The organism is Ruegeria atlantica (assembly GCF_013032505.1).
Lineage (GTDB): Bacteria > Pseudomonadota > Alphaproteobacteria > Rhodobacterales > Rhodobacteraceae > Ruegeria > Ruegeria atlantica_F.
In genome coordinates, this window is the sequence record NZ_WQCG01000001.1 from 531,345 (window position 1) to 551,579 (window position 20,235).

Here is a 20,235-nt window from a genome sequence, read left to right on the forward strand (position 1 = left end):
GCATCTCGGCTCTGCTAAGAGCGCGTCATGCTACGGATCGAAGACATAACATATGCGGTTGAAGGCCGTCCCCTGTTCGATGGGGCCAGTGCCACCATTCCTGATGGGCACAAGGTTGGCCTCGTGGGGCGAAACGGTACGGGGAAGACCACCCTATTCCGGCTGATCCGGGGCGAATTGGCCCTGGAATCGGGCAATATCACGGTCCCTAAACGCGCACGCATTGGCGGGGTCGCACAAGAGGTGCCCTCGTCCGATGTCTCGCTGATAAACACGGTTCTGGCCGCCGATACCGAGCGCAGCGCGTTGATGGCCGAAGCCGACAGCGCGACCGACCCCTCCCGCATCGCCGAAATCCAGACCCGGCTGGCCGACATCGACGCCTGGTCGGCCGAGGCGCGCGCAGCTTCGATCCTCAAAGGCCTGGGGTTTGACGACGAAGACCAACTGCGCCCCTGCTCAGACTTCTCGGGCGGCTGGCGGATGCGCGTGGCCTTGGCGGCGGTACTGTTTTCCCAGCCCGATCTGCTGCTGCTCGACGAACCGACCAACTACCTTGACCTCGAAGGCGCGCTGTGGCTGGAAAGCTATCTGGCGAAATATCCCCACACGGTGATCATCATCAGCCACGACCGCGGGCTGCTGAACCGTGCGGTAGGTTCAATCCTACATCTGGAAGACCGCAAGCTGACCTATTACGCGGTGCCCTACGACAAATTTGCTGAACGTCGCGCCGAGCGGCTGGCACAAGCGGAATCTGAGAACGCCAAGGCCAAGGCTCGCATCGCCCACCTGCAAAGCTTCGTGGACCGGTTCCGGTACAAAGCCTCTAAAGCCGTTCAGGCGCAGTCGCGCCTGAAAATGATCGAACGCATCCAACTGGTTTCGACCCCGCAAGAAGCCGCGCTACGCGCATTCTCCTTCCCCGAACCCGAGGAACTGTCACCCCCGATCATCCAGATCGAAGGCGGCGTGACCGGCTATGGCGAAACAGAAGTACTGCGCCGTCTGAATCTGCGTATCGATCAGGACGACCGGATCGCGTTGCTGGGCAAGAACGGTCAGGGCAAATCAACCCTGTCCAAGTTGCTGTCCGACCGCCTGCCTTTGATGGCGGGCAAGATGACCCGCAGCAACAAGCTGAGGATTGGCTATTTCGCACAGCATCAGGTGGATGAGCTGTATGTGGACGAAACACCGCTGGACCACTTGCGCCGCCTGCGCCCGAATGAGGCGCCGGGCAAATGGCGGTCGCGTCTGGCGGGGTTCGGATTGAACTCGGATCAGGCCGAGACACGGGTTGGGCGCTTGTCGGGGGGGCAGAAAGCGCGGCTGTCGCTGCTGCTAGCCACCATCGACGCGCCGCATATGCTGATCCTGGACGAACCGACCAACCACCTGGACATCGAAAGTCGCGAGGCCCTGGTCGAGGCGTTGACCGCCTATTCCGGCGCAGTGGTTCTGGTCAGCCACGATATGCACCTTTTGTCGCTGGTTGCGGATCGGCTGTGGCTGGTCTCGAACGGCACTGTGAAGCCCTTCGACGGCGACCTCGAATCCTATCGGGCCATGCTTCTGGCCCGCGACAAGCCGGTCAAAGTGAAATCGCAGCAGATCAAGCCCAAGCGACCATCGCGCGAGGCAGTGCTGGCCCTTCGGGCAGACCTTCGAAAATGCGAAGACCGGATCGAAAAGCTGACGGATATGCACGACAAACTTTCAGCCAAACTGGCGGATCCTGCGCTTTACGAGGACGACAAGATCAACGATCTTGAGACATGGAATCGGAAATTTACCGAAGTCGTTGAAGCCATGCAAAAGGCCGAGGCCCTGTGGGTCACTGCCGCCGAACGTCTGGAAGAGGCTGAAACGACATGACGATACCCGTGGTCGAAACCAATGCCATGATCCAAGGCATGAGGCCGCAACTGCAGGACGGCGAATTCGCCTTTGTCGTCTGGCCGAAGGGACGCGATTGGCCCAAAGGAACGCGCGCAAGCTGTGTGGAAGCCGAAGGTCTCTCCCTCATCGTGCCGATCGAAGCCGCGCCAGTTGATGCAGTCAGCATGAAGTGCATCACCTTGCAAGTTCACTCTTCGCTGGAAGGCATCGGTCTTACTGCTGCTGTGTCAGGCGCTCTGGCCCAAAGCAACATTCCGGCGAATGTGGTCGCAGGGTTTCACCATGATCATGTTTACGTTCCCAGCAATCTGGCGGAAACAGCTGTGTCCGTTCTGTTAGACCTACAACAAGGTGCTGGAAAATGATCGACATCGCCTTTTTCATCACCGCTTTCACCACCCTTTTCGTGGTGATTGACCCGTTCGGCACGACGCCGATCTTCGTCGCATTGACACAGGGCATGGATGCCCGCGCGCGCCGCAAGGTTGCTTTGCGCACCTGCGCTACGGCGTCTGGGATCCTGATTGCATTTGCCGCCTTTGGCGAGGCGGTGCTGGGCTTTGTCGGAATCTCGATGGAGGCCTTCAAGGTCGCCGGTGGCGCACTACTGTTTTTGACCGCGCTTGATATGCTGTTCGAACGCCGCACCAAACGCCGCGAAGACCGGGTCGAGGAAGAAGAAGAACACCACGACCCGTCTGTGTTTCCGCTGGCCATTCCGCTGGTTGCCGGTCCGGGATCAATCGCGACCATTATCCTGCTGGCCGGACAGCACCCCGGTATTCTTGGCATTGTCGAGGCCTGCATCGTCATGCTGGCGGTCATGGCAGTTGTTTTGACCTTATTCCTGTCCGGCGGCTTGATAGCCCGCCTGTTGGGTAAAACCGGTCTGAACGTATTGACCCGGTTGCTGGGCATGTTGCTGGCGGCGCTGTCCGTTCAATTCATCCTGGACGGCCTCAAGGCCTTTGGTTTTGCGTCGTAAATCCCCATATACCTCTCAGTAGATATGGTGAGGAACGCTATGGACGGCGACAGCATTGGACGTTTGGTATATCTGGCTGTGCTTGGTACGGCCGTTGTCGCGTGGTTTGTCGCACAGAACCGGCAGTCTCTGAATAAAACCATGCAACAGGCCATGGCATGGGTTTTTATCTTTATCGGTGTCATTGCTGTTGTCGGCCTGTGGGAAGACATCCGCACCACCGTTGGCCCAGCCCCGCAGATGACTGTCACAGGGCAAACGGTCGAAGTTCCGCGTGCCGCCGACGGCCATTATTACCTGCCGGTGCAGGTTAACGGAGAACCGATCTCTTTTCTGGTCGATACCGGCGCAAGCCAGATTGTCCTAAGCTCAAGTGACGCTGAACGTCTTGGCATCGACCCCGATCAGTTGAACTATTTCGGCCGGGCAAACACGGCCAATGGGGTTGTTCGGACCGCGCCTGTGCGCCTGGACACGATGGAATTGGGACCAATCGCCGATAGTAACGTCCCGGCCTGGGTCAATGAGGGAGAGTTGGACAAATCCTTGCTGGGTATGGATTACCTGCATCGGTTTTCGAACATTCAATTCGCCAACGGTCGCCTGCTTTTGTCGCGTTAAGGCATCTTTTTCTACAACTCCCCAATTGAGAACAAAATAGGAACATGCTAATCTGACAGCATGTCTACACATCTTCTTGGTCGCAAACCCGCGCGTGAAGTGCCGGGAATAGATCTTCATCCGCAGATCAGACTGCAACTGGCCCGCGTGCACGAGGCCTGCGGCCCCGCCCGGCGCAGCTTTGCCATGTGGCTGGCGGGTCAGGCGCAGGGTCCCGTGCTATGGATCGCACCCGCATGGGAGCCCGGCCAACTCAACCCCGATGGTATGATGGCCTTTGCCGATCCCGCCCGGTTCATCTTTGTTCGCCCAACCCGATCCGAAGACCTGTTATGGTGCATCGAAGAGGCGCTACGCAGCGGGGCCATCCCGTTGGTCATCGGTGATCTGCCGGGTGCGCCGGGGTTGACGCCGGTACGGCGCATGCATCTGGCTGCCGAACAAGGTGGTGCGATGGGGCGGGCTCCGCTTGGGGTGCTGCTGACCCCTGGTGACGGTGGCGCGCAAGGGGTCGAGACGCGCTGGCACATGGCCGCAGACCATCAGGCAGAGGCCCGACGCTGGACCCTGACCCGCCGCCGTGCCCGCGCCCTGCCCCCGGTCAGCTGGCACGCCACGCAGACCAAACCGCGCGCCGGTCTGAACCTGCAGCAGATCGCCACAGAGGACACACCCGTGTGATCATCCCCTCCTCACGGGGTTTGTGACTGGCCAAAACCAGGGACGAGCCCTAGCGTTCCGGGATGAGCCACGCGATCCATGATAGTCGATACTCCTGGCTGCGGCTTGCGATCACCTTGATCATCGCAACCGTTGCAAATGTGGGAATGTGGGCCGTCATTGTTGTAATGCCTGCCGTCGAGGCGCAATTCGGTGCCAGTCGCGCCGAGGCCGCAATGCCTTATACGCTGGCCATGATCGGATTCGCCCTCGGCAACCTGTGGATGGGGCAATTGGTGGATCGACTGGGTGTCACCAAAGCTTTGATCGGGGCGGCAACTCTCAGCGCCATCAGCTACCTTATGGCCACACTGGCACCCAGCATTATGACGTTGTCCGTCGCACATCTTTCCTTGGGTCTCGGCGCATCAATAGGATTTGGACCGCTGATCGCTGACATCTCGCACTGGTTCATGAAACGCCGCGGGATCGCCGTGGGGCTGGTGGCAAGCGGAAACTACCTGTCAGGGGCTATCTGGCCGACATTGCTGTCCGGCATACTTGCGCGCGAAGGCTGGCAGCAGGTTTACCTTACGCTGGCGGTTATCACGCTGCTTGTCGTTATCCCCCTGTCCCTGCTTCTGCGCCGACAGGTTCCGGCCGAGGCACACAGAACCGCCGCCACTGCGGCACAAATCAAGGCGCGCAGTGTTGGCATTTCCCCCCGTTCGCTTCAATACATTCTCGGTCTGGCCGGGATTGCGTGCTGCGTTGCAATGTCGATGCCTCAGGTACACATCGTGCCCTATTGCGTCGGGTTGGGATATGGACCCACCGTCGGAGCGGAAATGCTGTCGCTGATGCTGTTCGGAGGTGTAATCAGCCGCGTAATCTCGGGCCTTGTTGCCGACCAACTGGGCGGCGTTCCGACGGTTCTGATCGGCTCGGTCCTGCAATGCCTCGCGCTGCTATTGTTCCTGCCATATGACGGGATGGTGTCACTCTATGTGATAAGCCTGCTGTTTGGCTTGTCACAAGGCGGCATCGTGCCGGGCTATGCAGTTGTCGTCCGCGAGTACATGCCCCCGCAGGAAGCCGGTGCGCGCGTTGGGTTTGTCATGATGATGACGATCATGGGTATGGCGCTGGGGGGATGGATGTCGGGATGGATTTACGACGTCACCGGCAATTATCAACTGGCTTTCGTGAATGGCATCCTGTGGAACGGCCTGAACATCGGAATTCTGCTGTTCCTTCTCAGCCGATCGCGCCTCCGCAAACAAGAGGTTCCGGTATGAAAACGCTAACGCGACGCTTTCTGATTGCGAGCCTGGCGGCCATTCCATTGGCACGGCCAACGAAAGCTGCATTGGTCCAGTATATTCTGTCAGGGGCTGGAACCTCCGTCGGGTTTTCCTTCGTGCTTTCGGGGGTCGCACAGTCAGGCAAGATGCCGATCCAATCGGCAGATATCCAGGTCGACACGGATCAGTTGCAAAACAGCCGTGTCACCGTCGTTTTGAACGTCGCCGCAGCGCGCACCCGGCTACCATTTGCCCGCGGCCCGATGCTTAGCGAAAGCGTACTGAACGCGAAGGAGTTTCCGACCATCACGTTCAAATCCACCCGGATACAGCTTGGCCCGACCGGTCGTATTTCAGAAGGCGCAACCATTACCGGTGATCTGACGGTTCGCGGCGTCACACGCCCCGTGACTCTGCAGGCTAATCTGTACCGCGAACCCGGATCCGAAGCAGACGATTTGAACGCGCTGTCCATTCGGCTGTCCGGTGCGCTGAACCGCAATGACTTCGGCGCCTCTGGCTATCCCGAACTGGTTGCCGACATGGTCTCGCTGAACATCCGGGCCGAACTGATCCGCATGACCTGAATGCCAAAGGACAAAAAACGACGCATAGAGGTCGAATTATCACGCGCAGCGCTGGCTGATGCGGTAATGCTGGGCGCACTATGCGCACGATCATTTCTTTTGCCGCCCTGTTTCTTTCTGTCATTCTTCTGCAGCTCTCGACGGGCGGCGTCGGACCATTGGATGCCATTTCCGGCATTACGCTTGATTTCTCGACGGAACAGATCGGTCTCTTAGGTTCGGCACACTTCATAGGTTTCTTTGTTGGCTGCTGGTGGGCCCCTCGTCTTATGGGAACTGTAGGACACTCGCGTGCTTTTGCCGTTTGCACTGCTTTGGGCGCGATGGGGCTAATCGGACACACACTGACAGACAATCCATATATCTGGGCCGCCTTGCGTATCGCATCCGGAACGTGTGTGGCCGGAAGTTACACCGTTATCGAGGCTTGGCTAAATGCCAAAGTCACCAATGAAACACGTGGCCGAGCGATGGGAACCTATCGCATTGTCGATATGGGGGCATCACTCGGGGCTCAGCTGATTATCGCAGTTCTTCCGCCTGCGTCGTACGTTTCGTACAACCTATTGGCCATTCTGTGCTGTGCTTCGCTGTTGCCGCTGACATTAACACGCGCCAGCCAGCCTAAAACACCGGACGCTCCACGCCTGCGCCCGAAACTCGCATGGCGCAGTTCGCCGCTGGCAGTAGCCGGTGTGATTGTGGCTGCGTTGAGTTCAGCGTCATTCCGGATGGTTGGCCCCGTTTACGGTCAAGAAGTTGGCCTTGCCGTGGACCAGATTGCTTTCTTCCTGGCCTCTTTTGTTCTGGGTGGCGCGCTTGCTCAGTATCCGATGGGCTGGCTTGCCGACAAATACGACCGACGCTGGGTCTTAATCTGGCTCTCGATTGCAGCGGTTCTGAGTTGCGGAATAACGATGGCTGCCAGCGGAACCGGAACGGTCGGGGTTATGCTTGCCGCAGGTTTGTTCGGATTTACAACCTTCCCGATCTTTTCGGTGTCATCGGCGCACGCGAATGACTTCGCAACAACCGAACAGCGCGTCGAGTTATCAGCCGCACTGATGTTCTGGTACGCCCTGGGCGCGATTGCCTCGCCTTATATTTCATCGACTTTGATCCAACAGTTCGGGCCCGGAGCCCTCTTCGCGTTCGTTGCACTGGGGCATATTTTCCTGATCATCTTTGGTCTTGCCCGAATGCGGTCGCGCCCGACGCCGGAAGAAAGAACCAACTATGTCTACGCGCCACGCACATCGTTCACGATTGGCCGTTTGCTCAAACGGTCCCGCGAGGGGAAATAGAAAAAAGGCCGGGAAACACCCGGCCCTTCTGGTTAGTGTTCAGTGCGGGGTTCTTGTTCGACCACCTCAGCCTCTTCCACTGGTTCGACCGTCGGTTCCAGCGCGCCGTTCACGACACCGCCAACGCCGTTCTCCATCGACAAGCCCAGTTCTTCGCCCAGCTTCTTGAGCGCGGGCATCTGCACGGCCATACCCATGATCGAGTCCAGAGCCTGATTGACGACCGGCTTGTCACCGCTTGACGCAGTACCGCCGTTGCCGCCGCCAATGCCACCAACTTGGTGGATTTTGATCGAGTCAATCTTCTCAGCCGGCTTGACCATTTCCGAGATGATCGACGGCATGGTCTCAATCCGTGCCAGATCAACCTTCATGCGGATCTGATCCACCGACAACGCATTGTCTGCTTCGACGATTGCACGCTTACCTTCGGCTTCAGCCAACATGTCGTTCTTCTTAGCCTCGGCCCGGATGTTAAGTGCGTCAGCCTCAGCCTGCGCTTCCTCACGGCGGGCTTCGGCACGATCAGCGGCAGCCTCTTTCTCGGCCTGCGCGGCCAGACGGATTGCGGTCGCCTGACGCTCGGCCTCGCGGGTGGCTTCGATCAGGGCGATCTGCTTGATACGCTCGGCCTCGGCAACCTTCTGCGCTGTGGCCACGGCTTCGGTCGCCTTGGTCGCCTCGGCGCGGGCCAGATCGGCTGATGCACGCGCGCGGCTTTCCTCTTCCGATTTCTGCGCGATGATGATCTGGCGCTCTTGTTCAGCCACTTCCAGTTCACGTTCTTTCGAGATTTCGGCTTCGCGGATTTTGCGCTCACGCTCAATGTCCGCCGAACGGATCGCTTCTTCCCGTGCAATCCGGGCCCGCTCGGTTTCACGAACTGAGTCCTCGGTCCGTGCGGCGATCTCGGCCTCTTGTGCGACGCGCAGAGTTTCGACCTGTTGCGCCTGTTCGATGCGCGCCTGTTCCTCGTCCTTTTCAATCAACAGTTTCTGACGCTGGGCCTCCATCGACGCACGACGCACCTCAACCTCGGCGTCTGCATCAATCTGCGCGCGTTCTTTCTTTGAGGTCGCAATCACCTCGGCCAGTTTGCGCATACCGACGGCGTTAAATGCGTTGTTCTCGTCCAGCGCCTCAAACGGTGTCTGGTCCAGCGCCGTCAGCGAGACGGATTCCAGAGACAGACCGTTTTTCAGAAGGTCCTCGGATACCGCATTCTGCACCTCTTGCACAAAGTCAGCTCGATTTTCGTGCAGACCGTCCATCGTCATCTGAGCAGCAACAGCGCGCAGACCGTCGATCAGCTTACCTTCGATCATCTCGCGCAGTTGCTCGACGTCGAAAGTGCGATCACCCAGTGTTTGGGCGGCGCGCGCGATGCCCTCTTCGGTCGCCATGACCGAGACGTAGAACTCGACGCCCACATCGACACGCATCCGGTCCTTGGTGATCAGCGCGGCCTCGCCGCTGCGCTGAACCTCTAGGCGCAAAGTCTTCATGTTGACCGGGCTGACCTCATGCAGCAGCGGCACGATGATGACGCCGCCATCCATGATGACTTTCTTGCCGCCCGCACCGGTTTTCACAAGGCTGATCTCTCGGGTCGCGCGTTTATAGAGACGGCCAAGCACAAGGCCAATAAACAAGACTACTGCTAAAATGGTCACAACTGTGACGGCAAGGAATGGAAGTTCCATGCAATATCCTCCATGATGGGGTTAGAAATTTTGGTTATTCAGACAAACCGACCAGAACGAACCGGTCGCGCCGTCGGTCGCGCAGCACCAGCACATCGGTGCCTTGTTTCAGCGCGTCCTTGTCCTGCAACGGCTCTGCGCGCAGGTAGTGGGTGTTGCCGAACCGATCCATGACACGCACCTCGGCGGGACGTCCGCGCGATGCGGTACCCTGGGTGATTACGCCGCGACGGCGGGCAAGCAGCCGTTCCGACGTTGCCTCGGTCTCGGTCTTGGGCAGCAAGCGGGCAAAGACCCCGCCAAAGCCACGAGCAAACCAAAGGCCGAAGGCACCTGCAGGGATAGCGGCCACCCAAGCAGGCAGGTCGAAGCCCAGCAGATCGCGCAGCGCCAACTGCAGGCCCATACCAGACAGGCCAAAACCCGCCAGCAGAACGACCAGCCAGATCATGAACGGCACTTTGCCGATCCCAAGCCACGCCAAGGGTCCCGAAGGGGCTGCGCCAGGCGCGTCCGCTTCGACCTCGGCCAACTCAAAGTCACCTAGGTCCACATCGGCATCGATATCCAGATCGAAATCACCAACGTCGAGATCCGGGGCGTCAACAACGTCCAGATCAACCTCGCCCTCGCCCGTCATCAGGCTTCCACCCAGAACCAGCGCAATCAGTTCCAGCCCTAACAGGCCGAACAGAAGCGCGAGCGCCAAGGTAAAGGGTGCAAATGCACCCTCGAGCAGAAAGTCGAACATCAGTTGTTTGCCCTCGTTATTGTATACTTTGGTATACATACTAGATGGGGAGTCATTGCGAAAATTCAAGAGGTTGTGATTCTAATTTACAACTCAGGGGTATTGCAGGAATTGAAGGACACGCAATCCAAGGCTGCAACTCAGGTCAATTTTCCCGCCTGGCCGTACCTAAAATGACATCCTGACGAAAGCCGGGGTTTTGCTGGCGGGTAACATAATGTAGACGGGCGCGCAGACAGTTACGCGGAAACGGAACATGGCTCGAATTCTCATCACTTCGGCGATCCCTTACATCAACGGGATCAAACACCTCGGCAACCTGATCGGTTCGCAATTGCCGGCTGATCTGTACGCACGCTACCTGCGTGGCCGGGGGAACGAGGTCATGTTCCTGTGCGCCACCGACGAGCACGGCACGCCGGCCGAACTGGCTGCTGCGAAAGCCGGTAAGCCAGTGGCTGAATACTGCGCGGACATGTACGAAGTTCAGGCCGACATCGCCAAGCGTTTTGGAATGAGCTTTGATCACTTTGGCCGCTCATCCAGCGAACAGAACAAAAAGCTGACCCAGCATTTCGCAGGTAAACTGGATGAGGCCGGGTTGATCCGTGAGGTCACGGAAAAACAGGTTTATTCCAACGCCGACGGTCGTTTCCTCCCTGACCGTTACATTGAAGGTACCTGCCCCAACTGTGGTTATGAGCGCGCGCGGGGCGACCAGTGTGAAAACTGCACCAAGCAGTTGGATCCGACCGACCTGATCAATCCGCGCTCGGCCATTTCCGGTTCGACCGATCTGGAGGTGCGCGAGACCAAGCACCTGTATCTGCGTCAATCGGCGATGAAGGATCAGCTGGACGCATGGATCGACAGCAAGAAAGACTGGCCAATCCTGACCACTTCGATTGCCAAGAAGTGGTTGCATGACGGCGACGGCCTGCAAGACCGCGGCATCACCCGCGATTTGGATTGGGGCGTTCCGGTCAAGAAAGGCGATCAGGACTGGCCCGGCATGGAGGGCAAGGTCTTTTACGTTTGGTTCGATGCGCCGATCGAGTACATCGCCTGCGCCAAGGAGTGGGCGGATGCCAACGGCAAGACCGACGCAGACTGGGAACGCTGGTGGCGCACTGACAAAGGCGCCGACGATGTACGCTATGTCCAGTTTATGGGTAAAGACAACGTGCCCTTCCACACGCTGAGCTTCCCCGCGACCATTCTTGGCTCGGGTGAGCCGTGGAAAATGGTCGACCACCTGAAATCGTTCAACTATCTGAACTATGACGGCGGTCAGTTCTCGACTTCGCAAGGCCGTGGCGTGTTCATGGATCAGGCGCTGGAAATCCTGCCTGCCGATTACTGGCGCTGGTGGCTGCTGAGCCATGCGCCGGAAAGTAGCGACAGTGAGTTCACGTGGGAAAACTTCCAGCAGTCGGTGAACAAGGACCTCGCGGACGTTCTGGGTAACTTCGTCAGCCGCATCACTAAGTTCTGCCGTTCGAAATTCGGCGAGGCTGTGCCCGATGGCGGCGCTTATGGCGAACGCGAAAAGGCGCTGATTAATGAATTGACCAAACGCGTTCGGGCCTATGAGGGGCATATGGAGGCGATGGAAGTTCGAAAGTCCGCGCAAGAATTGCGTGCGATCTGGGTTGCCGGAAATGAATACCTTCAAGCCGCCGCGCCATGGTCGACTTTCAAGGAAGAACCAGAGCAGGCTGCCGCGCAGGTGCGCCTGGGCCTGAACCTGATCCGTCTCTATGCAGTGCTCAGCGCGCCTTTCATCCCTGAAGCCTCGGCCAAAATGCTAAGCGCGATGAACACATTGGACACGGGCTGGCCCGAAGATGTTGCAGCCGCGCTAGACGCCCTGCCCGCCGGTCACGAATTCACGGTACCGGACGTTTTGTTCGCCAAAATCACTGACGAGCAACGCGAAGACTGGCAATGCCGGTTCGCTGGAATCCGCGATTGATCATCAGATCGATATGCCATTGCAACGGAGGCCCTGTGGCCTCCGTTTTCGTTTGAAACGAGGGAAAATCCTAGCTTTGCCTCACAATCCGTTCAGGCTCCTGCGCGTAAGTCCGCCTGCGAACGGGAAAATTTCCGAGCAAGTCAACCGACTGACGCATTCAAGAAGCTTGAGATAAAGTTTCAAAACGGCCATCCTGCTTAGGAATTTGCACGACTCGTCGCGGCAACCGACCTGCCCCGGCGCAATATCCATAAGTTTAACGAGGCGCCTGCCATGTCCCTTGCAATCAAGAATTCCTTTTTTCGCCACAGCGGTCCGGTCCTGGCCATTGCAGCACTGACCAGTTTGGGCGTCTCATATGCGGCGCTGGCGCAGGACCAAAGCGATGCACCACCACCAAAAGTTTCGATCGCAGCCGCCTATACCGAAGAAATCACCGATCAGGCCGTCTTCATCGGGCGTGCCGAGGCTATTAACAAGGTCGACATCGTCGCCCGCGTAAATGGCTTTCTTGAAACTAAGGACGTAGAAGACGGCGCACTGGTCAAGAAAGACGACCTGTTATTTACGATTGAGCCCGACCTCTATCAGGCGAACGTAGAAGCACGCAAAGCCGATCTCGAACGTGCTGAGGCTAATCTGGAACTGGCCAAGATTGATCTGGCCCGGAAGGAAGAGCTTTATCAGCGCGATGCGACGCCGGAAGCTGAGCGTGACACCGCGCGCGCCAACGAACTGGTTGCCGAAGCCGAGGTGAAGGCGGCCAATGCTGCCATTCAGCAAGCTAACCTGGATCTAAGCTACACAGAGATTCACGCTCCGTTTGACGGGCGGATTGGGCGTGTAGAAACCAGCGTAGGTGACGTTGTCGGGCCCACAAACCCCCCGCTTGTCAACCTGGTCAGCGAAGCTCCGATTTATGTGAATTTCTCGTTAAACGAAAAACAATTCACCTCGGTCCTCGAACAGGTTGGAGAGAGTGCAGCGTCACTGGCTGAAAGCAACAAAAGCCCGAATGTGCACCTGACCCTGCCCAACGGAACCAAGCTGGACGAAACTGGTGAGATTGTTTTCGTGGACAACCGCATTGATCCGCTGACAGGTGCGATAACCCTTCGCGCCGAGTTTCCCAACGCGGACCGCTATATTATTGACGGCCAATTCCTGAGTGTTCAGATCGAAGCCTTGGAGCCGACGCTTCAGGTGCTAATCCCACAGGCCGCATTGCAGCGTGACCAGCGTGGTGAATTTGTGCTGGTGGTGAATGACAAGCAAATGGTCGAACAGCGCTATATCACAACCGGTGACGTGGTCGGCACGGCGATAATTGTACTGGATGGGCTTCGCGAAGGAGAAAGCGTTATCGTCGAAGGTCTGCAGCGGGTTCGTCCCGGTGTTGCGGTGGATGCCGTTGTCGCATCTGAGCAGCCGGGAGAGTAACAGATGTTCTCTGCCCTGTTTATCAGCCGGCCAAAGCTGGCACTTGTCATTTCGCTGGTCCTTACGATCATGGGCGGCATCGGCTATTTAGTTCTGCCAGTCGCCCAGTTCCCTGACATCACTCCACCCGTCGTCAGTGTGACGACCACCTATACCGGCGCGAACGCCGAAACCGTGGAAAACACCGTCGCCGCCCCGATTGAGGCGCAGGTCAACGGTGTGGACGACATGATCTACATGACGTCAACGTCGTCCGACAACGGGTCCTATTCACTGAATGTCACGTTCGAAGTTGGGACCGACCCGGATATCGCGTCAGTCAACGTGCAGAACCGCGTGGCACAGGCCATGTCATCCCTGCCCGCCGAAGTGACATCTTCTGGTGTGGTCACACAAAAAGCCTCAACAAACATGCTGTTGCTGGTAACGCTGACCTCACCGAACGAGACGTATGATAGTGTCTTCCTGTCGAACTATGCGTCGATCAACCTGAAAGACGCTCTGGCACGTGTTCAGGGTGTAGGTAAAGCGGACGTTCTGACCAATCTGGAATACGCAATGCGGATCTGGATGGACCCGGACCAAATGGCCGCTTTGTCCATCACTCCGGGTGACGTGATCAACGCAATTCGGGAACAAAACGTCGAAGTTTCGGCCGGTTCAATCGGGGCGCCTCCGGTGCCGGAGGGGCAGACCTTTCAGTACACGATCAAGACCAAAGGCCGCCTGACCTCGGCCGCCGAATTCGGCGACATTGTTATCCGTACCGGAGATGCGGGTTCAATCGTGCGCATCAAGGACATTGCGCGGGTCGAGCTGGGTGCCGAGTACTATGCGGCCTCGGGTTACTTTGATAGCGTCCCTGCAACTGTTATTGGCATCTATCAGGCACCCGGTGCGAACGCGCTGGCCGTGTCGGACCGAGTGGAGGCCGAGCTGGAACGTTTGTCTCGTTCCTTCCCGACAGATGTGGAATATGATGTTCCCTTCAACACAACGGACTTTGTTGAGCAGTCGCTGAATGATGTGGTCTCGACCCTGATCCTGACCTTTATCCTAGTTATCTCTGTCGTCTTCGTTTTCCTTGGAAGCTGGCGCGCAACGATCATTCCGGCGGTTGCGATCCCGGTCTCATTGATCGGGACATTCGCCTTCCTGCTGCTGTTCGGCATGTCGTTGAACACGATTTCGCTGTTCGCCCTGGTTTTGGCTATCGGGATCGTGGTGGATGACGCCATCGTTGTGGTTGAAAACGTCGAACGGATCATCGCGGACGAAGGGTTGCCCCCTGCCGAGGCGACGCGCAAAGCCATGGGGCAAATCACCGGTCCGGTGATTGCCACCACGCTGGTTCTGCTGGCGGTGTTCGTCCCCGTGACATTCATGCCCGGCATCTCGGGGCGATTGTACTCACAGTTCGCCGTGACGATCTCGACCGCGGTGGTGATCTCGTCGATCAACGCGTTGACTTTGTCGCCGGCGTTGTGCGGATTGGTTCTGAAAGCCCGTTCCGGCCCGCCCAAAGGACTGTTGGCCGTGTTCGAGAGCTTTATCGGCACCATCCGCAGCGGTTATGTCGCCATTGTGCGTAAGCTGCTTATACTTCCCATTGTCGGGCTGGGTATGATTGCGGCCTTCGCCGTAGGTACAGGCACAATTATGTCCAACACCTCAAGCGGATTTCTTCCTCTTGAGGATAACGGCTATCTGTTTGTTGACATCCAGTTGCCCGACGCGGCGACCCTGGAGCGGACCGAGGCCGTTTCAGCCCGGGTCGACGAACAGATTCAACAGATCCCAGGCGTGTCCAGTACCGTTCTGATCAACGGCTTCTCGTTGTTGAACGGCACAACCACCAACGGCGCGGCGATCTTTGTCAACCTCGACAACTGGGATCTGCGGCAGGAAGACGACCTGAGTGCAAACGCCATCCTCGCCAAGGTTTTGGCCATTGCAAATGGCGAATCCGCGGCCTCGATCGTGGCCTTCAACCCACCACCCATTCAGGGTCTCGGTATGTCAGCCGGTGTTGAGATGGAGGTTCAGCAGACGGGCGGCGGCTCGCCTCAGGATTTGGCTTCTGCGGTCGGTTCCTTTGTATATTCGGCAAATCAACGGGCGGAAATCGGGCAAGCCTACACCACATTCCGGGCCAACGTTCCGCAGCTTTTCGTGGATCTGGACCGGGAAAAGGCCAAGACGCTACAGGTGTCGGTGGCCGAGGTGTTCCAGACTATGCAAGCACAGTTGGGCTCATACTACGTGAACGACTTCAACCTTTTTGGTCGGGTCTATCGCGTGATGATCCAGGCCGACGGGTCTTATCGTGACAATGTCGAGGATATCGCGAACCTGTATGTGCGATCGACCAAGGGTGAGATGGTGCCTCTGGGCACGCTCATCGACGTTGAAAACGTACTGGGTCCGGTCTTGCTGAAACGTCACAACCTGTTCCGTTCAGCAACCGTGACGGCGGTTCCCGCTCCGGGGCTTTCCACCGGTGACGCGATCAACGTAATGACCGAGGAATCCACGACCGCCCTACCGCCGGGCTATGCCTTTGAGTGGACCGGAACCGCGCAGCAACAATTGGCAACCGGTGGTCTTGTGGTCATCATCCTGGGGCTCGCGATCCTGTTCGGTTACTTGTTCCTTGTTGGGCAATACGAAAGCTGGACCTTACCCGTCTCGATTCTGCTATCCGTGATCGTCGCCCTGTTCGGGGCGGTGGCGGCCGTGGCCATCGTGGGTAGTGATATCAACCTGTATACGCAGATCGGGATGATCATGCTTGTGGGGTTGGCATCGAAGAACGGCATCCTGATCGTTGAATTCGCGATGGAGCAACGTGCCAAGGGGTTGTCGGTCAAAGATGCCGCTGCCGAGGCCGCCTTCCAGCGTTTCCGCGCGGTGATGATGACGGCCTTGTCCTTCCTGCTGGGTGTTGTTCCATTGTTGGCGGCCAGCGGCGCGGGCGCAGCCAGCCAAAAAGCCATTGGTGTCGCCGTGTTCGGCGGGATGTTGGCGGCCACTCTGGTGGGCGTGATCCTCGTGCCGGTTCTCTACGCCCTGCTGCAAGGGTTCCGGGAATGGATCAAAGGAACCAAGGACGATCCGGGTCCTTCAGAAGAAGCGGCCTGATTGAAACAAAAAGCCCCGCCAATCTGGCGGGGCTTTTTTCTTGGGTCAGGCTGTCGCCGCGGCAGGGACTTGGCGGTGATCCATCCAGCTTTGAATGCGCGCGATCTGATCGGCGTTTAGCCGCAGGCCCATCTTGTTTCTGCGCCAAACAACATCCTCAGCCGAACGCGCATATTCCTTGTCCATCAGCCACTCCAATTCCTGCGCCGTCAGCGTAGCACCGAAATCCTCTCCCAGATCGGATGCCGATTTGGCATCACCCAAAATCACTTTGGCCTCAGTGCCATAGGCACGCACCAGACGTTCTGCCCAACCGCGATCCAGGAAGGTGTAGTTGGTCAAAAGTGCCTCAACCAAGCCCTGCACACCGCCTACAGGAAAGTCCCCGCCCGGAAGTGATACACCTGCGGTCCAGGGACCGGGAAGATCAGGAAAATGTTCCGACACTTTATCCATCGCGCTTTCGGCCAGACGACGATACGTGGTGATCTTACCACCAAAGACATTCAGCACGGGCGCCCCACCCTGTGCGTCAACTTTCAGCGTATAATCACGCGTCGCGGCCGTGGCGCTGCTGGCCCCGTCGTCATACAATGGGCGCACCCCGGAGTAAGTCCACACAATGTCATCGCGGGTGACCGGTTTTTCGAAGTACTTCGAAGCAAAGGCACAAAGATAGTCCTGCTCTGCCTCTGTACAGGTCGGCGGCGCATCGGCGTCCGGGTGGTCCTGATCTGTTGTTCCGATCAGTGTAAAATCCCGTTCATAGGGGATGGCGAAAATGATCCGCCCATCTTCGCCCTGAAAGAAATAGCATTTGTCGTGATCAAAAAGCTTGGGCGTCACGATATGGCTGCCGCGCACAAGTCGCACGCCCTCGCGAGAGTCAACGTGGATCTTGTTCTGGATGATGTCCCCAACCCAAGGCCCACCAGCGTTGATCAGCATTTTAGCCTGCACCATCTGCGTGTCACCGGTCTGCTTATCGCGGATCGTGATCTCCCACAGATCGTCCGCACGCTTAGCCGACAGTACTTCGGTCTGAACAAGGACAAGTGCTCCGCGTGCCTCGGCGTCGCGGGCGTTTAGCACCACCAGCCGGGAATCCTCGATCCAGCAGTCCGAGTATTCGTAAGCTGTGTGGAACTTGTCCTGCAGCGGCCCACCTTCCGGTGCATTTTGCAAATTCAGAGAGGTTGTCCCTGGCAAGATCTTACGTCCACCCAGATTGTCATACAGGAACAAGCCCAAACGGATCAGCCAAGCCGGGCGGCGTCCACGCATCCACGGCATCACCGTGCTGAGAAGACGAGAAGTCGGCGTTTCAGAATCGAACCTCATATCCTTGTGATAGGGCAACACAAAACGCATTGGCCAACTGATATGCGGCATTGCCCGCAAGAGTGTTTCACGCTCGATCAGCGCCTCACGCACAAGGCGGAACTCGAAGTATTCCAGATACCTCAAGCCGCCGTGAAACAGCTTGGTCGAAGCCGATGAGGTCGCCGAGGCAAGATCGTTCATCTCTGCCAATGTCACGGACAATCCGCGACCGGCAGCGTCGCGCGCGATACCGCAACCGTTGATCCCGCCGCCAATGATGAAGAGGTCCGTGACCTTGTCCGTGTGCCGTTCCATGTCCGGATGATTCTCTTTGTTGAAAAAAACGGGTTCATTAACCCGATGAACCCGCGTTTCGTCAACGTATTCTTTCGTTTTTTTTCGCTTTGGCGCCACACATCTAATTATTTTATAGGGATTTTCGAACAACGCTCTTGGAGAAAGCTGAATTTTAGAACAAAAACGAACACAATCTTCGCTTCGGAGCTCACCATGTCCCTTTCCTTCCGTCAGTCAGACATTTTGAACATCGCCAAACAGGATGGCCGCGTCATGGTAGAAGAGCTGGCTGCACAATTCGGGGTCACTGTTCAGACTATTCGTCGCGATCTGTCCGAACTGGCCGATATGGGCAAACTGGATCGGGTTCACGGCGGCGCCGTCATACGCTCGGGTGTGTCGAATATTGGCTATGAGGACCGTCGCGCCCTGAACGATGAAGCCAAGGCGCGCATTGCCTCGACCTGTGCAAAAGACATCCCCGATGGTGCATCCGTTTTTATGAACATCGGCACCTCGACCGAAGCTGTCGCGCGCCAGTTGATGAAACATAAGGACCTGATGGTCGTCACAAACAATATGAACGTCGCCAATATTCTGGCAGAGAACGTCGAATGCGAAATCGTGGTCGCCGGTGGTGTGTTGCGGCGGTCGGATGGCGGGCTAATCGGTAATCTGACGGTCTCGACCATCCGGCAATTCAAATTCGATTATGCAATCGTTGGCTGCTCCGCACTGGATGCTGACGGCGATCTGCTAGACTTCGATTTTCAAGAGGTGCATGTCAGCCAAACGATCCTAGCTCAGACGCGGCGCACTTTTCTTGTAGCCGACCACTCAAAGTTCCAGCGTGCCGCGCCGGCCCGTATCACCTCATTGGCTGAGATCGACACGTTCTACACAGACCAGCCTTTGCCGGACCGTTTGAGCAACAGGTGTCAGGAGTGGAAGACTACCCTGCGCGTTTGCAAATAGCCTTCTAAGTGTTTCGCGCAAAAGGCGAACTTGGTGAAACTTTTCTTGCCAGCCTTCCTTGTGCCTGACAGTATCCCTGTATTGCGTTCGTAGCATGGAATGGGAGAACCGGGCCATGATAGCGCTTTTATTTGCGTTACTTACAGCCGTCATGGGGCTGAATTATTTTCGACAAAAAACTGCAGCCAATGCGCTGTTTTTTATCACGCTGGCGTTGAGTGTGTACTGGCTGAAATTCCACGCCACTTCCCAACTGACAATCCAACTGTAGGGGTGATGATGACACCGGAACTGTCCAGAACCCTGAATGCCATCGGCATGCTGGCCGTCAGCCTCGTGCTGCTGTTGGCCTATATTTACCAACTCTCGCTTTACGAGTTGCCCTGCCCGCTTTGCCTACTGCAGCGCGTTGGTTTTGTTGCCGTGGGGGTTGGTCTGGGATTGAATCTGCTCTACGGCGCGCGGCCGCAGCACTATGCCTTGATGTTGATCGCTGCGCTTTACGGCGGAAGCGTATCTGTGCGTCAGATCCTTCTGCATATCGTTCCGGGCACCGGCCATTACGGTTCACCCGTATTGGGACTGCATTACTACACCTGGGCGGCTATCTGCTTTTTCCTGATCCTATTGGGAACTGCGGTCATGCTGCTGTTTGATCGCCAATACGCTGACGATACCTCAGATCAGCCGCGTTTTGGTGGAAGCACTCTGGCCAAAACGGCCTTTTTCGTCATGCTGGGCCTGGCGGTTCTAAATGCCGGCTCAACTCTGCTTGAGTGTGGTCCAGGCATTTGCGCCGACCCGCCAACCAGCTACAAATTGATTGACGAACTGGGCACCAACAACTGAGGATGGGGAAACCTTCCCGAACGGAGGCACGAAGATGGGGCTACTTGGGCAGCCGCTGGGCTACTATGACTACCTGACATTTGTTGCGCTGATTTTGTTATTGGCCGCCGTAATGGCGCTGTTTCTGTTTGTGATGGGCCTGCCAGGCCGCATCGCGATTAAACGCAATCACCCGCATGCCGAAGCCATAAAAATAATGGGATGGATGGGGTTTCTGGCCATAGTGCCATGGGTGCATGCGTTTATCTGGGCTTTCCACGACGGCACGGTAGTCGATATCCGCCGGATGCCCGATGATGAACGTGAAGCTGTTCGCAAAGAAATCAAACGCTTGGGCGGTGAGTTGACGGAAGAATACCGCGACCCGCTTGATCCGGAAGAGACGAAAAAGAGCTAAGGCCAAAGGAAACTACCG

The 20,235-nt window shown here is 57.4% G+C and carries 18 protein-coding genes; 15 read left to right on the top strand and 3 right to left on the bottom strand.

The genetic code is table 11. The features are described from left to right. Positions 1-27: 27 nt before the first annotated feature. The 8 genes from GOW92_RS02650 to GOW92_RS02685 all read left to right on the top strand — a co-directional run bounded on the left by GOW92_RS02650 (position 28) and on the right by GOW92_RS02685 (position 7,363). Entirely contained in the window at positions 28-1,878 is a 1,851-nt protein-coding gene (locus tag GOW92_RS02650) for an ABC-F family ATP-binding cassette domain-containing protein (RefSeq protein ID WP_170557725.1), read from the top strand. After that, positions 1,875-2,267 carry an ACT domain-containing protein gene (locus tag GOW92_RS02655; protein WP_170557727.1) on the top strand — a complete coding sequence of 131 codons (393 nt, stop codon included), beginning with the start codon at positions 1,875-1,877 and terminating at the stop codon, positions 2,265-2,267. The genes GOW92_RS02650 and GOW92_RS02655 overlap by 4 nt, the downstream gene beginning before the upstream one ends. Next, positions 2,264-2,887 carry a MarC family protein gene (locus tag GOW92_RS02660; protein ID WP_170557728.1) on the top strand — a complete coding sequence of 208 codons (624 nt, stop codon included), beginning with the start codon at positions 2,264-2,266 and terminating at the stop codon, positions 2,885-2,887. The genes GOW92_RS02655 and GOW92_RS02660 overlap by 4 nt, the downstream gene beginning before the upstream one ends. Before the next feature lie 39 nt (positions 2,888-2,926). Further along, a complete protein-coding gene (locus GOW92_RS02665) occupies positions 2,927-3,508 on the top strand; it encodes a retropepsin-like aspartic protease family protein (RefSeq protein ID WP_170557730.1) in 582 nt (193 codons plus the stop codon). Between the two features lie 60 nt (positions 3,509-3,568). Next, on the top strand, positions 3,569-4,189 hold the full coding sequence (locus GOW92_RS02670) for an ImuA family protein (RefSeq protein WP_170557732.1): 621 nt from the start codon (positions 3,569-3,571) through the stop codon (positions 4,187-4,189). Positions 4,190-4,251: 62 nt separating this feature from the next. Further along, the gene (locus GOW92_RS02675) at positions 4,252-5,466 is read left to right on the top strand and encodes an MFS transporter (RefSeq protein ID WP_170557734.1); all 1,215 of its coding nucleotides are present in this window, start codon (positions 4,252-4,254) and stop codon (positions 5,464-5,466) included. Next, complete coding sequence (locus GOW92_RS02680; protein ID WP_170557736.1) at positions 5,463-6,059, top strand: YceI family protein; 597 nt, start codon at positions 5,463-5,465, stop codon at positions 6,057-6,059. Before GOW92_RS02675 ends, GOW92_RS02680 begins: the two co-directional genes overlap by 4 nt. 80 nt (positions 6,060-6,139) lie before the next feature. After that, entirely contained in the window at positions 6,140-7,363 is a 1,224-nt protein-coding gene (locus tag GOW92_RS02685; protein WP_170557738.1) for an MFS transporter, read from the top strand. Between the two features lie 32 nt (positions 7,364-7,395). On the opposite strand, the gene GOW92_RS02690 is transcribed toward GOW92_RS02685, so the two are convergent. Together GOW92_RS02690 and GOW92_RS02695 are read right to left on the bottom strand one after the other, a co-directional pair. Then, positions 7,396-9,066, bottom strand: coding sequence for a flotillin family protein (locus GOW92_RS02690; RefSeq protein WP_170557740.1), 1,671 nt, complete (start codon positions 9,064-9,066; stop codon positions 7,396-7,398). Positions 9,067-9,100: 34 nt separating this feature from the next. Beyond that, positions 9,101-9,856 (bottom strand): OB-fold-containig protein, encoded by a 756-nt coding sequence (locus GOW92_RS02695; protein ID WP_254452877.1) that lies wholly within the window; start codon positions 9,854-9,856, stop codon positions 9,101-9,103. A 217-nt stretch (positions 9,857-10,073) separates the two neighbouring features. Between GOW92_RS02695 and metG the strand changes: the two genes are divergently transcribed. From metG to GOW92_RS02710, 3 genes are all read left to right on the top strand, one after another. Beyond that, the gene (gene metG / locus GOW92_RS02700; RefSeq protein ID WP_170557742.1) at positions 10,074-11,792 is read left to right on the top strand and encodes a methionine--tRNA ligase; all 1,719 of its coding nucleotides are present in this window, start codon (positions 10,074-10,076) and stop codon (positions 11,790-11,792) included. 276 nt (positions 11,793-12,068) lie between these two features. Continuing rightward, positions 12,069-13,235: an efflux RND transporter periplasmic adaptor subunit gene (locus tag GOW92_RS02705; protein ID WP_170557743.1), complete on the top strand. Its 1,167-nt coding sequence runs from the start codon at positions 12,069-12,071 to the stop codon at positions 13,233-13,235. Between the two features lie 3 nt (positions 13,236-13,238). After that, positions 13,239-16,376: an efflux RND transporter permease subunit gene (locus GOW92_RS02710; protein ID WP_170557744.1), complete on the top strand. Its 3,138-nt coding sequence runs from the start codon at positions 13,239-13,241 to the stop codon at positions 16,374-16,376. A 45-nt stretch (positions 16,377-16,421) separates the two neighbouring features. Here the strand turns inward: GOW92_RS02710 and glpD are convergent, their stop codons facing one another. After that, a complete protein-coding gene (gene glpD, locus GOW92_RS02715) occupies positions 16,422-18,014 on the bottom strand; it encodes a glycerol-3-phosphate dehydrogenase (protein WP_170557745.1) in 1,593 nt (530 codons plus the stop codon). 195 nt (positions 18,015-18,209) lie between these two features. On the opposite strand from glpD, the gene GOW92_RS02720 reads away from it, so the two are divergent. From GOW92_RS02720 to GOW92_RS02735, 4 genes are all read left to right on the top strand, one after another. Beyond that, positions 18,210-18,971, top strand: coding sequence for a DeoR/GlpR family DNA-binding transcription regulator (locus GOW92_RS02720; RefSeq protein ID WP_170557746.1), 762 nt, complete (start codon positions 18,210-18,212; stop codon positions 18,969-18,971). A gap of 115 nt (positions 18,972-19,086) precedes the next feature. Beyond that, positions 19,087-19,242, top strand: a complete 156-nt coding sequence (locus GOW92_RS02725) for a DUF5993 family protein (RefSeq protein ID WP_170557747.1) — start codon at positions 19,087-19,089, stop codon at positions 19,240-19,242. Between the two features lie 5 nt (positions 19,243-19,247). Beyond that, positions 19,248-19,820, top strand: a complete 573-nt coding sequence (locus GOW92_RS02730) for a disulfide bond formation protein B (RefSeq protein WP_254452878.1) — start codon at positions 19,248-19,250, stop codon at positions 19,818-19,820. Between the two features lie 34 nt (positions 19,821-19,854). After that, a complete protein-coding gene (locus GOW92_RS02735) occupies positions 19,855-20,217 on the top strand; it encodes a DUF3302 domain-containing protein (RefSeq protein WP_058273813.1) in 363 nt (120 codons plus the stop codon). Positions 20,218-20,235: the final 18 nt, after the last annotated feature.